General features: G+C 35.5%; 13 protein-coding genes. 9 read left to right on the forward strand and 4 right to left on the reverse strand.

The window, feature by feature from the left end; all coding sequences use genetic code 11:
* Window positions 1–17 precede the first annotated feature (17 nt).
* The 4 genes from AEQU1_RS14730 to AEQU1_RS14745 all read left to right on the forward strand — a co-directional run bounded on the left by AEQU1_RS14730 (window position 18) and on the right by AEQU1_RS14745 (window position 3,871).
* The gene (locus AEQU1_RS14730; RefSeq protein WP_111882321.1) at window positions 18–1,838 is read left to right on the forward strand and encodes a sodium:proton antiporter; all 1,821 of its coding nucleotides are present in this window, start codon (window positions 18–20) and stop codon (window positions 1,836–1,838) included.
* 10 nt (window positions 1,839–1,848) lie between these two features.
* Complete coding sequence (locus AEQU1_RS14735; protein ID WP_111882322.1) at window positions 1,849–2,766, forward strand: mechanosensitive ion channel family protein; 918 nt, start codon at window positions 1,849–1,851, stop codon at window positions 2,764–2,766.
* 28 nt (window positions 2,767–2,794) lie between these two features.
* On the forward strand, window positions 2,795–2,932 hold the full coding sequence (locus AEQU1_RS14740; protein ID WP_181566792.1) for a hypothetical protein: 138 nt from the start codon (window positions 2,795–2,797) through the stop codon (window positions 2,930–2,932).
* Window positions 2,933–3,028: 96 nt separating this feature from the next.
* Window positions 3,029–3,871 carry an OmpA family protein gene (locus AEQU1_RS14745; RefSeq protein ID WP_111882324.1) on the forward strand — a complete coding sequence of 281 codons (843 nt, stop codon included), beginning with the start codon at window positions 3,029–3,031 and terminating at the stop codon, window positions 3,869–3,871.
* An 85-nt stretch (window positions 3,872–3,956) separates the two neighbouring features.
* Here AEQU1_RS14745 and AEQU1_RS14750 read toward each other — a convergent pair whose 3' ends face one another.
* A complete protein-coding gene (locus tag AEQU1_RS14750; RefSeq protein WP_111882325.1) occupies window positions 3,957–4,682 on the reverse strand; it encodes an SDR family oxidoreductase in 726 nt (241 codons plus the stop codon).
* Between the two features lie 70 nt (window positions 4,683–4,752).
* Here AEQU1_RS14750 and AEQU1_RS14755 point away from each other — a divergent pair, with 70 nt between their 5' ends.
* Window positions 4,753–5,367 carry a M15 family metallopeptidase gene (locus tag AEQU1_RS14755; RefSeq protein ID WP_111882327.1) on the forward strand — a complete coding sequence of 205 codons (615 nt, stop codon included), beginning with the start codon at window positions 4,753–4,755 and terminating at the stop codon, window positions 5,365–5,367.
* A gap of 1 nt (window position 5,368) precedes the next feature.
* Here AEQU1_RS14755 and AEQU1_RS14760 read toward each other — a convergent pair whose 3' ends face one another.
* A complete protein-coding gene (locus AEQU1_RS14760; protein ID WP_111882328.1) occupies window positions 5,369–6,295 on the reverse strand; it encodes a mechanosensitive ion channel family protein in 927 nt (308 codons plus the stop codon).
* 111 nt (window positions 6,296–6,406) lie between these two features.
* On the opposite strand from AEQU1_RS14760, the gene AEQU1_RS14765 reads away from it, so the two are divergent.
* Together AEQU1_RS14765 and AEQU1_RS14770 are read left to right on the forward strand one after the other, a co-directional pair.
* Window positions 6,407–6,685 (forward strand): DUF3817 domain-containing protein, encoded by a 279-nt coding sequence (locus AEQU1_RS14765; RefSeq protein ID WP_111882330.1) that lies wholly within the window; start codon window positions 6,407–6,409, stop codon window positions 6,683–6,685.
* Entirely contained in the window at window positions 6,685–7,947 is a 1,263-nt protein-coding gene (locus tag AEQU1_RS14770) for a mechanosensitive ion channel family protein (protein WP_111882332.1), read from the forward strand. Before AEQU1_RS14765 ends, AEQU1_RS14770 begins: the two co-directional genes overlap by 1 nt.
* Before the next feature lie 2 nt (window positions 7,948–7,949).
* On the opposite strand, the gene AEQU1_RS14775 is transcribed toward AEQU1_RS14770, so the two are convergent.
* Together AEQU1_RS14775 and AEQU1_RS14780 are read right to left on the reverse strand one after the other, a co-directional pair.
* Window positions 7,950–8,339, reverse strand: coding sequence for an acyl-CoA thioesterase (locus tag AEQU1_RS14775; protein WP_111882333.1), 390 nt, complete (start codon window positions 8,337–8,339; stop codon window positions 7,950–7,952).
* Window positions 8,340–9,227: a DUF72 domain-containing protein gene (locus AEQU1_RS14780; RefSeq protein ID WP_111882335.1), complete on the reverse strand. Its 888-nt coding sequence runs from the start codon at window positions 9,225–9,227 to the stop codon at window positions 8,340–8,342.
* A gap of 115 nt (window positions 9,228–9,342) precedes the next feature.
* Between AEQU1_RS14780 and AEQU1_RS14785 the strand changes: the two genes are divergently transcribed.
* Both AEQU1_RS14785 and AEQU1_RS14790 read left to right on the forward strand, forming a co-directional pair.
* Entirely contained in the window at window positions 9,343–10,101 is a 759-nt protein-coding gene (locus AEQU1_RS14785) for an outer membrane lipoprotein-sorting protein (protein ID WP_111882337.1), read from the forward strand.
* Between the two features lie 93 nt (window positions 10,102–10,194).
* Window positions 10,195–13,287 carry a VPS10 domain-containing protein gene (locus tag AEQU1_RS14790; RefSeq protein ID WP_111882338.1) on the forward strand — a complete coding sequence of 1,031 codons (3,093 nt, stop codon included), beginning with the start codon at window positions 10,195–10,197 and terminating at the stop codon, window positions 13,285–13,287.
* Window positions 13,288–13,371: the final 84 nt, after the last annotated feature.

Raw genomic sequence — 13,371 nt, forward strand, 5'->3', positions numbered from 1 at the left:
ATCAACCATCAACCAAAATGACCACAGAAATAATACTCGTTTTTTCTATTCTCTTTATAACTATTATTCTATTTGCTTTTGAAGTCTTTTCAGTAGACAAAATAGCGATGCTGATTATTGCCTCATTAGCCTTAACGGGTTTGGTGAAACCTGAAGAAGCAATTTCAGGTTTTTCAAACACAGCAACAATCACAGTACTTTCCCTAATGATTATTGCCCTAGCGCTAGAAGACAATGGTGTAATAGCTTCGCTGGCGCGTTTTCTTAAAAATCTTCATATTCTCCCCCTCTTTCTATTATTGCCTATCCTTATGTTTATTACGGGTGGTATATCTGCATTTATAAATACTACGGCGGTGGTAATTGTTTTTATAAAAATCATTTCAGAATTATCTAAGCGATTTAATCTTCCCCAATCAAAATTACTTTTACCCATCTCTTTCGCGGGAATCTTAGGAGGAAGTTGCACACTGATGGGAACTTCTACAAACCTTATTGTAAATTCAGTTGCAAAAGATTTGGGCGCGGAACGTTTCAGCTTTTTTGAATTTTCATTCTTTGGGCTTATCTTTCTAATTGTTGGAATAATTGTGGTAACCATTGCCTCAAGATGGCTTCCGAATGATTCTAAGGAAAATTTGCAAGAAGCTTATGATTTGGAAAACTATGTAACAACGGTAGTAATCAATAAAGACTCAGATTTAATAGATAAAAAAATTGAGGACACATTCCTCTATACTAATCCTGAAATTTCTATACTAAAACTAACAAGAAATAAGCAAAATACTAATGCTCCCGGAAGATATATTACTTTAAAGGAAAATGATAAATTAGTACTTATGTGCGATTTAGAAAATTTATCAAAACTTAACGATTCACAAGGATTGAGCATACATAAAACGCAAGAAGATATAGATAAAAGCCAACTTTTAAATGAAGAAGAAACAGAAATACAAAAAAAATCAGAAGATTGGGGTTTTGTTGAAGTACTTATTCTTCCAGGATCAATTTTAATAGGTAAAACATTAAAACAATTAAGGAAACAAACGTTTCAAAATGCATTACCTATAGCCATTAAAAAAAGAAGAAATATTAGAAATACAAAAGAACGACTTATCCGTAAAAACATAAACCAAATAACGCTTAAACCGGGAGACAGATTACTGGTAGAAATTCCAAAAAATGAAATTGGCCAACTCTATGAAATGGAGAACGTAGCCATTTTAAGGGAACACAAAACCAAATCAGTAAATATCAAAAAAAGAACTATCTCCTTCGCTATATTGATTTTGGTTGTTGCATTGGCCGCAAGCGGAATTCTAACTATTTTAATTAGCGCGCTTACAGGTGTCTGTCTTTTACTGCTAACGCGTTGCTTAGATTTAAATGATGTGTATCATCGCATTAATTGGCAAGTAATCTTTCTACTTGCGGGAATGATTCCACTTGGAATAGCAATGAATAATACAGGAGCAGACAAATGGATCTCAGACCATTTACTCAACATACTGAGCGGCCAATCAAACCTTATTGTTATTGGTTTAATATTTTTAATAACAATGTTAATGAGTAGTGTAGTGAGCAACAACGCTACGGCAATTATAATGACCCCAATTGCCATTGCTGTTGCCGTAGGTCTCGATTTAGCCATGAAACCGTTTATTCTATCGGTTTTGTTCGGTGCCAACTTTAGCTTTTTCACCCCAATGGGTTATCAAACAAACACTTTAATATATGGAATGGGCTTTTATAAGTTCAAACATTTTTTTATAATTGGAGGCATTCTTTCCCTGATTCTTTGGGTTTTGGGTACTTTTATGCTTTCCACTCTTTTTTAAATAATATAATATGTCAGAAAAATTTTCAGTAAACGATTCAATTTCAAATTTATGGAACAAGCTTGACGGTTGGCTTGATGCCATCATTCTAAAACTTCCCAACTTCGCTGTGGCAGTATTGGTAATGGTTATATTTTATTTTATTGCCAAAGGATTAAAAAGACTTTCATATAAAATACTTTTTAGGAAAATAGTAGATGAATCCGTAAAACAGATGCTTGCGAAAATAGTAAAGGCTGTGGTTATTCTCATTGGCTTTTTTGTGGCCTTGGGTGTAATGCAGCTGGACAAAATACTTACCTCTGTTCTTGCCGGTGCGGGTGTAGTTGGGCTGGCTATTGGTTTAGCTTTGCAGGGAACACTTAGCAACACTTTTTCGGGACTTATGCTTTCCTTTTTGCCCAAAGTTCGAATTGGAGATTTTATTGATGCACAAGGAAAAAGCGGTTATGTTGATGAAATAAATCTTAGAAATGTAACAATTCGCCAAACGGATAATGAGTATGTTGTAATTCCCAATTCAGTTTTTATAGAAAACCCCTTTACCAATTATTCATGGTCACATCGTTCACGAGTAGATGTAAGCTGCGGTGTAGGTTATGAAAGTAATTTACAAGAGGTAGAGGATTTGGTGGTAAAAGCTATGTCTGAGAATTTTGAGCAAAAGGAAAATGAGGGCGTGGAATTCTTTTTTACTGAATTTGGTGATAGTTCGATAAACTTCGTAACTCGTTTTTGGGTTGAAAGCACTAAACCAAAGCCAAAATTAGAAGCACAACACAAAGCCATAAAACTTATTAAAAAGAATTTTGATGAAGCTGGAATCAACATTCCTTTCCCTATCCGCACTTTGGATTTCGGAAAAAACAAATTGCAGATGGCTCCACGGGAAGAATCTTCAAGTGTTACTTCTGCTAATAAAGAATAAATTGTTAAATCAACCATAAACTATAATTATGAAAAAATTGCTCAGGATATTGCTTGCCGGTTGGGGCGCCAAAAAAATTGGTGGTGGAAAATGCGGCTGTATTGGAACCATAGTGGTATTTATTATACTCTATTGGCTTTTGGGATACGTTTTTAAACTTTTCTGAAGAATTTCTTTTAACAAAACAATAGCATCCATTAACTAATTTTTTGGTGAGGTAGGCGGTTATATTTGCATAACAAACCTTTAAAACTTAAGTATTATGAAAAAAGCTATTGCACTAACCCTGCTGGCAGGAGCACTTTTTGCTACTTCGTGTGTATCAAAAAAGAAGTATGTAGAACTGGAAAATCAATACAATGATACCCGCTCTACACTCTCTAAAACCCAGCTTGAAAAAGAAGAAATTGAAGCCAAATACGCCAAGATTGAAGAGCGCGTTGCTAGCTACAATTCAAAGATTCAATCGTTAACTGACAGTAATAACAGCCGCCTGCAAGAAATTGAAGGTGTTGTAATTTCAGAAAACGATAAAGAGAAAATGAGGAAAGCCCTTGCCAATGTAGATCCCCAAGAATTGGCACAAGCTAAAACCCTTAAAGATTCAATGAATCTTATTGTTTCGCACAATCTTAAAAAGAATCTCGACAGCAGTTTAGTTGGCGAAGGTGAAGAAGATGATATCAAAATTGATATTGATGAAACTGTGGTAATGATTACCATTTCTGATAAATTATTGTTTAAATCAGGAAGTGCAAGTGTTAACTCTAAAGCTAATCCCCTTTTAGAGCGTCTTGCAAATGTAATCAACAGCGAACCTGCTTTGGAAGTTATGGTTGAAGGTCATACCGATAGCCAAACTGTAAAGCCAGGTGCCTATATTAAAGACAACTGGGAGTTGAGTGTTGATCGTTCAACAGCCGTTATCCGTATATTACAAGATAAATATGGCGTGGCTCCTGAAAAGTTGATTGCAGCTGGACGTAGTAGTTTTCATCCATTAACGGAAAATGAAACCAAAGAAGGTCGTGCCTCAAACAGAAGAACACGTATTGTAATTTTGCCAAATCTTGACAAATTTTTGGCCTTGCTTTCTGCAAACTAAAAATAGAGAGTAAATAACTATGGTAAAAAGGCGATTCATTTTAAAATGAATCGCCTTTTTTATACGCTATTTTTAAATATGTAATTTATTTTGAAGGAGGCATAGTTGGTCGCACTTCTATCTTGCTTGGTAGCGTGCGCGGGTTCATTTTCAGTAAATCAACTATTAATTCACCAATATCTTCCTTTTGTATTTTCCAAGCACCTTTCTCATCGGGCTCATTACCAGCAAAATGAGTTGAAACCGAACCAGGCATAATTGTACTCACCTTTATCCCATAATCGCGAAGATCTAGCATTGCAGCTTGTGTAAAACCTGTTAAACCAAATTTACTCGCGTTGTACGCACTTCCACCTTTAAAGAAATTGGTTCCCGCCAAACTGGAGATACTTATAAAATACCCTTTATTTTTTTTCAGTTGGTCAATACTCGCTTTCAAAGAATAGAATGGTCCAGAAAGATTCGTGTCTATGGTCTCCTTCCATTCTTCTATAGTAATATCTTCAACAGAGCCAAAATGTCCCAATCCAGCATTTGCAATTACAATATCAACTCCTCCAAATTTATCAACAGCGTCTTTAACTGCTTTTTGCTGACTTTCATAACTACGGACGTCTGCTTCCAAACCAATGGCTTGTGCCCTATCATTTCCATTGGCGTTTAATTGTTTTGCGGCTTCATCAGCTGTTTCTTTTGTTCTTCCGGTTATAGCAACGTTAATGCCCTCTTTTAGCAAAGCTTCGGCAATTCCATAACCTATTCCTTTTGTACCGCCTGTAACCAGTGCGGATTTTTTTCCTAAATCATTCATGTTTTTTCGTTTTTACCAAAGTTACAAATAGCGAAAGCGAATGTTATTAAATTCTGCTTAAATTTGAGAAATGAAATTGCTAATTATTCTACTTTTCACGGTTTTGCTATTCAGTTTTTCTTCGGAAGAAAAATCTCAAGCCCCCTTGGTCAATCTTGAAACACTTTCAACTGAATTTAACTATGAAATACGCTACGCCACTCCAAACAATTTTATAGGTGAAACCCTGTATGACTGTCCAAAGTGTCTGCTCCAGCCTGACGTTGCAGAAGCTCTTTTACAAGCCAATCAATATTTTTGCAAAAAAGGCTACAGAATAAAATTATATGACTGCTATCGTCCGTTGGACGTGCAAAAAAAGATGTGGGCTAAAGTTCCACGACCAACTTATGTTGGGAATCCTTATGGAAACGGATCTATTCATAATAAAGGTGCGGCCGTAGATATTACCCTGGAAACTTTAGATGGGTGTTATGTTGAAATGGGCAGTGATTATGATTATTTTGGAAAGGAAGCGCATATTGATAATTACAATTTTTCAAAAGATATTTTAGAAAACCGAAAATTGCTTTTTGAAGGCATGCGCAAATTTGGGTTTAATACCATTCGAACTGAATGGTGGCATTTCAGTTTCCGAAAAAACTGGAGCTATAAAACGTTGAATGTACCTCTTCCGTGCGATTAAATTAATTTTCCTTTTTCGGAAGTTCCTTTTTAACTTCTTTGCTCATTCTAAATGGAATTTCGGGCGTGTTTTTATAAAGTTTTAATTCAATAACATCTGATGGAAGATTGAAATCTTTAGCGGCTAAAGCCTCTTTTACTTCTTTGATTACCAAACCACGTAAAACTCTTGAAGCGCGTCGATAGTCAACCGTATCAACCCAAAAATAGACTTTTAAATTTACGGTACTTGCAGCAAGTTCATCTTCAATAACGAAGTTTTCATGAAACTCATCCCTAATAATTTCCTTATTGCTATCCAAAATTACTTGTATCACATTTTTAGCCGCTTCTATATCGTCTTCATAGCCAATACCCACAGTAAAATCTACTCTGTAAAAACCATCTGCTGTATAATTTTCAACCGGTTTTGTAAGTACATCACTATTGGGAATGTAAATATCGCGACCATCAAATGTTTTTATGTGGGAATACCGAAAACTCAAAGCCTTCACTTTTCCGAAGATATCATCAACCTTAATGGTATCGTTAATATTAAAAGGTCTATTGAAAGCAAGAATAACTCCTGCTAAAAAATTCTTCCCAATATCCTGAAAGGCAAATCCCAAAATTATTGCCCCGCCGCCAACTGCTGTTAAAAGCCCCGTGGCAATTCCATCCAATCCTGCTATTCGCAATGCGAGCATAATTGCAATAATAATAAGCACGATTTTTACTGCTTGCGCCAAAAATCTGGACATTAAAGGGTCTTCAGATTTTTTCTGAAATTGTTTTTTATAAAAATTGGTCAATACCTGAGCCAGCAAAACGCCCAAAATTATAACCAATATTGCCAATGCAACACGTGGAAGTATCTTTAAAAATTCATCGTAATAGTTTTCTATAGAATTTTGGATTGTTTCTGTAGGCGATTGTAGCAATGCGAGCATTTTTTTCTTTTAAAGATAATCATTCTTCCCAAAAGAAATCTTCGTTTAAATTAATCTTAAAGTTTAGCAGACAAATATGCAAGGTGTATCTTTGCCAAAAACCAAAAAACATTGGAACTTTCAATAAAATCATTTCGATTAATCAGCACCTTAGAGGCTATATCTTTTCTTGTACTTTTAGGTATTGCAATGCCTTTAAAATATATTTGGAATATGCCGCAAATGGTTCAGATTGTGGGGATGGCTCACGGTGTTTTATTTGTGCTTTACGTTGGTGGCGCAATTTATATGTTCAATAAATTGAAATGGTCAATTAAAGATTTAATCATTGTTATTATGTGCTCTGTACTGCCATTTGGTCCATTTTATGTAGAACGTAAATATCTATAATGAATACAGAAAAGATACAGAAATACAGTTGTTTACTTCAAGAGTATCTTATTGGTGAGGGAATGACTCTTGAATGGGCTATTTTTCTTAATGTAGTTGTAAACTGTATTATAGTTTTTATTGGTGTTTTTATTCTTGATATCGTTTTTAGAAAATTCATCATAGAATCTTTCAAGGCATTTAGCAATAAAACCAAAACTACTTTTGACGATTATCTTGTGAAAAGCAATTTTCCGAGATTTGTTGCCCATATTGTGCCTTTGATCATTTTGTGGCACTTGATTCCAATAATTTTTATTGAGTCACCATTAATGACAAATCTTTTGTTGATTATAGCAAAAGTTTTTTCGGTCATCCTTTTTATCTATATTTTTCGAAGTATTCTGCGAAGCACCCGCAAATTTCTTGAAGAAAGCGAAAGGTTTAAAGATAAACCAATGGAAAGCTATGTGCAGGTGATGATGATTTTTGCTTGGGGCGTAGGTATCTTTTGGATAATTCAACTTCTTACAGGATTTTCAATTGTAAGTCTTACAACACTTGGAGCAGCTTCGGCAGTAATTTTGTTAATTTTTAAAGATACTATCCTTGGCTTTGTAGCAAGTATTCAAGTTTCAGTGAATGATATTGTGCGTATTGGAGATTGGATCACGTTCAGTAAATTTGGTGCAGATGGCTATGTAACCGAAATAAATCTGGCAACAGTTCGCGTCCAGAATTTCGACAATACTTTTACAACTATTCCCACTTACAGTTTAATAGCAGATTCTTTCCAAAACTGGCGTGGAATGCAGGAAAGCGATGGAAGAAGAATAAAACGTGCTATATTTATTAAACAATCTTCCATTCATTTTCTTTCTGAAGAAGATATCGATAAATTAAAGAAAATCCAATTGATTAAGCCTTATTTGGAGCATCGCCAAAAAGATGTGATCAAGTTCAATACGAAAAATGAAATTGATAAAGAATTATTGATAAACGGCAGAAATCAAACAAACCTTGGAGTTTTCCGCTATTATGCAGATGCATTTTTAAATGAAAACTCTGCCATCAATAAAGATCTATTTTTAATGGTGCGCCACTTAGCACCTACTGATAAAGGAATTCCGATTGAAATATTCTGCTATAGTAAAGATAAGAGTTGGGTAAACTACGAACACATTCAGGCAGATATTTTTGACCATTTATTGGCTGCTATCCCTTATTTTGACTTGGAAATTTTTGAGCTGCCCACAGGAAAAGACATTCAAGCTTTGGCATAATGTTATTTTGCCAATCGGTCCTTTACAAATTCAATTTCCATTTTACCATGTGGCAATGGATTTCCAGCCTCATCTAAGCTTACCATTATAATTTTATCGATACTAACAATAACTTCGTGGGTCATTTTGTTTCGAACTTCACAGGCAAGTGTCAAAGAAGTTCTACCAAAATTTATAACTTCTAAACCTATTTCAATTATATCTCCCTTTTTCGCAGAGCTTCTAAAGTTTATTTCACTCATAAATTTAGTTACCGTTCGCGGGTTTTCTATTTGAATAATTGAATAAAGCGCTGCTTCTTCGTCAATCCATTCCAGCAACCGGCCGCCAAAAAGTGTTTCGTTGGGATTTAAATCTTCGGGTTTAATCCATTTTCTTGTGTGAAAATTCATTTAAAATAAAGTATTTGGGTTATCCATTTGTGGAATATGAAGGTCCGTTCCAAACCGTTCATTCGCTTTTTTTATAAAATGTGCCGAAAGCAAAGGGGAAGCTTTTTCAACATTTTGATGTACAAAAAAATAAATGTTCTGCAAACCCTCATCAATCCAAGTTTCCAATCTGTCAATCCAATCATCAAGACGTGTGTAATCACTTCCGTGGTTGGCACCGTTATAGCGAATAAAAGCTGTTGGAGTTGTTAACCGCATATGAAGCAAATCACGCCTTCCGGCAGAATCAACTATGGCGTTTGTAATTTTATATTTCTCAAGAATTTTATAAAGCTCCTCTGCAACTTCTTCATTATTGAACCAGTCTGTATGTCGAAATTCAATTGCAGGTTTTATATCTTTTGGAAGCATTTTGAAAAACGGTTCAAGCCTGTCAATATTTTTTGGTCCAAAATTGTCCGGAAGCTGAACAAAAGGCATTTCCAGCTTTTCTTTCAAATTTGAAGCGTTTAAAATATATTCATTCAAAGTATCTGCACAATCCTGAAGTCTTTTCCAATGTGATATTCCCTGAAAAAATTTCGGGAAAAACCTGAAATCTTCGGGTGTTTTTTCATACCAACCCGCAAAGGTATCAGCTGAAAAAATTCTATAAAATGTGGCGTTCAGTTCAATACTGTTAAACTGTGTTGAATAATAGGTCAATTCATCTTTTGTGCCTCGCGGATAAAATCCTTTTAAGTCAGCTTTGTTCCATTTTGCGCAGCCTACATAAAGATTTGGTTTTTCAGCCTTCTTATGTTTTAAGAGAATTTTCTTAGTTCCGGGATGATCTTTTGGGAGGGTAAAATCTATGTTTTCAGGATGATCAACTTTTCCAAATTTCATATTTATTTATGTTTAAGTAAAGATAACTCTTAAAATTTATCTTCAAAAAATTAAATTGCTGTAACTTTTATATATGCTGTTAGTCTTATCTTTACTAAAACTTAAAATTTTATTTATGAAAATCTTAAAAACACTTACCATCGTATTTTTATTAATTGCTATTTCGCCAGTATCAGCCCAGACGGCAGATGAAATAATAAGCAATTATCTTGAAAACACAGGCGGCAAAGCTGCTTGGGAAAAACTACAAGGTGTAAAAATGACCGCTACTGCAAATGCCCAAGGAATGGAAATTCCAGTTGAAATTTATCAAACTAATGACGGTAAACAGTTGGTTAAAATTAATTTTCAAGGACAGGAAATAACCCAACTTGCATTTGACGGAAACACAATGTGGACAACTAACTTTATGACTATGGCTCCAGAAAAAAGTGATGCAGAAACTACAGAGAATATGAAAAAGCAAATGAAGGATTTTCCAACTCCTTTTATGAATTACAAAGAAAAAGGGTTTGCTGTTGAAATGATGGGCAAAGAAACCAAAGAAGGTACTGAAACTTACAAAATAAAACTTACCCAATCACCTATTATGGTTGATGGAATTGAGCAGCCAAATGTTTCATATTATTACTTTGATACAGAAAATTATGTGCCAATTGTAACTGAGAGCGAAATCAAACAAGGTCCAATGAAAGGCCAAATGAATGTGAGCACTATGAGTGATTATCAAGAGGTTGATGGTTTATACTTCCCTTTTGCCCTTTCAATGGCTGGACAAGGAATTCAATTAAAGGAAGTGGTATTAAATCCTGAAATAAATGAGGCAATGTTTGCTTTTCCCGCTACTGAAACCGATTCAGTAAAGAAAGAATAACAATATTACATATGAAAAAAATCCCTGCTCGCTCGGGGATTTTTTTTTAAATGATTTCTGCCATTTCAACTGAATAACCAAAAACCGACCATTATGAAAACCTCTATTATTACATTTCTTGCAATTGTTTCATCACTAACTTTTGTTCATGCTCAAGAAAACTCTTTAAAAGGAAAAGAGCTCTTTGGCAATATGAAAGCCCGGCATATAGGTCCAGCACTTATGAGTGGCCGTGTTAACGACATTGAAAACCATCCCACAAATGCTCGTATACTTTATATTGGCGCAGCTGGTGGTGGCGTTTGGAAATCTGGCGACGGCGGTGCTACCTTCGCTCCTATTTTTGATGAACACGCACAATCTATTGGCGCTGTAAAATTAGATCCTAAAAATCCGGACGAAGTTATTTGGGTTGGTACAGGCGAGACTTGGACTAGAAACTCAGTGTCTGTTGGAAATGGACTCTATAAATCTACCGATGGTGGTAACAATTGGAAAGAAATTCCAGGTTTTGAAAATTCGGAAAGAATTGCATCTATTGTTATTAATCCAAACAATACAGATGAAGTTTATGTAGGCGTTCTGGGAGCACTTTGGAGCGATAGTGAAGATCGTGGTGTTTATAAAACTACAGACGGCGGAAAAACTTGGGATAAAATTCTATATGTAGGTCCATCAACGGGTGTTTCAGATATTTTGATGGATCCTAAAAACCCAAATGTTTTGCTTGCTTCTATGTGGCAATTCCGTAGAACTGCCTGGGGATTCAATTCTGGAGGAGAAAATAGCGCAATCTACAAATCTACAGACGGTGGAAAAACTTGGAATAAATTGACAAAAGATCTTCCAAAAGGTAATTTAGGAAGAATTGGAATTGCAATGGCACCAAGCGATAGCAAAATAATTTACGCCGTAATTGAAACAGGAGAAAAAAACACTAACGGTCTTTGGAAATCTAACGATGCCGGAAATTCCTGGGAACATTTAAATAGTGATTTTGGACTGACTGTGCGTCCTTTTTATTTTTCAAGAATTACAATCGATCCCAAAAATCCAGACATTATTGCCAAAGGTGGACTTACAGGCTCCATAAGTCGTGACGGCGGAAAGACCTTCAAGAATCTCGGAAATATGCATAGCGACATTCACGATATTGTTTTTGATATTAATAATAGTGATATTATATATTCTGCAACTGACGGTGGCATATACCGTTCTTGGAATGGCGGTTCAACTTTTGAAATAGTTGAAAACCTTCCACTTTCACAATTCTACCACATAAGTGTAGATGACGCTGAACCTTATAATGTTTACGGAGGTTTACAGGATAATGGCTGTTGGTATGGTCCTTCTTCTGCTCCAGGCGGTGTAACTGCACGCGATTGGAATAGTGTTGGCTATGGTGATGGCTTTAGGGTTTTGAAGCATCCTACAAAAAATATTATCTATTCCGAAATGCAGGGTGCGGCAAATGTTTGGCGCTATGATGTAGATCGAAATAGAACAACAACCGTTCAACCACAACCGAAAAAGGGAGACCCTGAATTACGTTTTAACTGGAATGCGCCAATGGCCGTGAGCAACTTCGCTCCAGATAGGTTTTATATGGGAAGTCAATTTGTGCATCGATCAGACGATATGGGAGATAGTTGGACAATTATTTCACCAGATTTAACTACAAACGATAAAACGAAACAGGATCAAGCCAATTCCGGTGGTCTTTCCGTTGATAATAGCGGAGCAGAAAAATATACTACGATTTTTACGATTGCAGAATCGCCTTTGGATCAAAACATAATTTGGGTTGGAACAGACGACGGAAACGTTCAGCTTACAACCGATGGTGGAAAAACTTGGACAAACCTTACCGAAAACCTGGTAGGTATTCCAAAAAACACATGGGTTTATCACATTGAAGCTAGTATTCATGGTAAAGGAACAGCTTATGCGGTTTTTGAAGGACACAGTTCGGGTGATATGAAACCATATGCTTTAAAAACTACTGATTACGGTAAAACTTGGAAATCAATTATTTCAGCAGATATCGATTCAAAATCCTTCGTGAGAAATATTCAAGAAGATTATGTGAATGAAGATTTACTATTCCTCGGAACAGAATTCGGTCTTTATATAACTATTGACGGCGGAAAAAACTGGTCTCAATTCACTAACAATATGCCTCCTGTCGCCGTACATTTCATTGATCTTCAAAAACGCACTAATGATTTAGTGATGGGTACCCACGGGCGTGGCGTTATTATAATTGATAATATAAGCCCATTGCGGGAACTAACTCCAGAAATTTTAAATGAAGAAGTTCACTTTTTTGAAACCAAACCTTTCACAATGACTGAAGATAGCGGCTTCAGCGGAAGTTTTGGCGCAGAAACACAGTTTGTTGGAGAAAATAAAAATACCGATGCCCAAATTGTTTACTATTTGAAAAAACGTCACACTTTTGGAAAGATGGAAATGGAAATCCAAGATATGAATGGAAATAGAATCACTTCCATTGCTCCTGGAAAATCTAAAGGGATCAATATTGTTTCTTGGAATTTCACCGGGACAAATCCAAAAGTTGCGCAAGCTAAAACCCTTGCCTACGGTGGTTTTGCATCTCCAAGAGTTCCTGCTGGAAAGTACAAAGTTGTAATGACGAAGGGAAAAGAAACCTACAGTCACGAGATTGATGTGAAGTACGATGAAAAATCCATCACCACTTTGGAACAACGTAAAGAGCAGGAAGCACTCACCAAAAAACTTTATGATATGGTTGAAGATTTGGCCTATATGGTTTATGAAATAAACGAAACCCAAGAAAAAGCTAATGAAGTAATGGAAAACAATCCTAAAGGAAAAAAAGATGCACAAAAATTATTCAATGCATTGGAAAACCTTCGGAAAGATTTGGTAATTACAACAGGTGATAACTATGTAGCATCAGCTGATCCTGAACTACGGGAAAAAATGGCAGATCTTTATAGCAACATTGCTTCAAATTTCAATAAAGTTTCTGGCGCCTCAAAAGCCAATTTTGAATTGATTACCGACAATTTTTCAAAAGAGAAAAAGAACTACTCCGAAATCATGGAAAAAGAAGGGAAGAAATTCAATTTGTTTTTAGAAAAAAACAATATCCAAAAAGTTGAACTTCAAACTAAAGAAGATTTTTTGAAGAAAGGATAAAAATTGTCTAGTTAAACGCAGTCGAGAAATAAATTTAGAATTTATATCTAAAAATTCTCGACTGCGTTATAGCGGACAAAAATA

It is taken from the genome of Aequorivita sp. CIP111184 (assembly GCF_900489465.1).
Classification (GTDB): domain Bacteria; phylum Bacteroidota; class Bacteroidia; order Flavobacteriales; family Flavobacteriaceae; genus Aequorivita.

Excerpts from the sequence above, each read along its gene's own strand:
- AEQU1_RS14750 (WP_111882325.1), bottom strand. The coding sequence starts at position 4,682 with ATGAATGATTTAGGAAAAAAATCCGCACTGGTTACAGGCGGTACAAAA.
- AEQU1_RS14770 (WP_111882332.1), top strand. The coding sequence starts at position 6,685 with ATGAATACAGAAAAGATACAGAAATACAGTTGTTTACTTCAAGAGTAT.
- AEQU1_RS14755 (WP_111882327.1), top strand. The coding sequence starts at position 4,753 with ATGAAATTGCTAATTATTCTACTTTTCACGGTTTTGCTATTCAGTTTT.
- AEQU1_RS14735 (WP_111882322.1), top strand. The coding sequence starts at position 1,849 with ATGTCAGAAAAATTTTCAGTAAACGATTCAATTTCAAATTTATGGAAC.
- AEQU1_RS14745 (WP_111882324.1), top strand. The coding sequence starts at position 3,029 with ATGAAAAAAGCTATTGCACTAACCCTGCTGGCAGGAGCACTTTTTGCT.
- AEQU1_RS14780 (WP_111882335.1), bottom strand. The coding sequence starts at position 9,227 with ATGAAATTTGGAAAAGTTGATCATCCTGAAAACATAGATTTTACCCTC.
- AEQU1_RS14775 (WP_111882333.1), bottom strand. The coding sequence starts at position 8,339 with ATGAATTTTCACACAAGAAAATGGATTAAACCCGAAGATTTAAATCCC.
- AEQU1_RS14790 (WP_111882338.1), top strand. The coding sequence starts at position 10,195 with ATGAAAACCTCTATTATTACATTTCTTGCAATTGTTTCATCACTAACT.
- AEQU1_RS14760 (WP_111882328.1), bottom strand. The coding sequence starts at position 6,295 with ATGCTCGCATTGCTACAATCGCCTACAGAAACAATCCAAAATTCTATA.
- AEQU1_RS14740 (WP_181566792.1), top strand. The coding sequence starts at position 2,795 with ATGAAAAAATTGCTCAGGATATTGCTTGCCGGTTGGGGCGCCAAAAAA.
- AEQU1_RS14730 (WP_111882321.1), top strand. The coding sequence starts at position 18 with ATGACCACAGAAATAATACTCGTTTTTTCTATTCTCTTTATAACTATT.
- AEQU1_RS14785 (WP_111882337.1), top strand. The coding sequence starts at position 9,343 with ATGAAAATCTTAAAAACACTTACCATCGTATTTTTATTAATTGCTATT.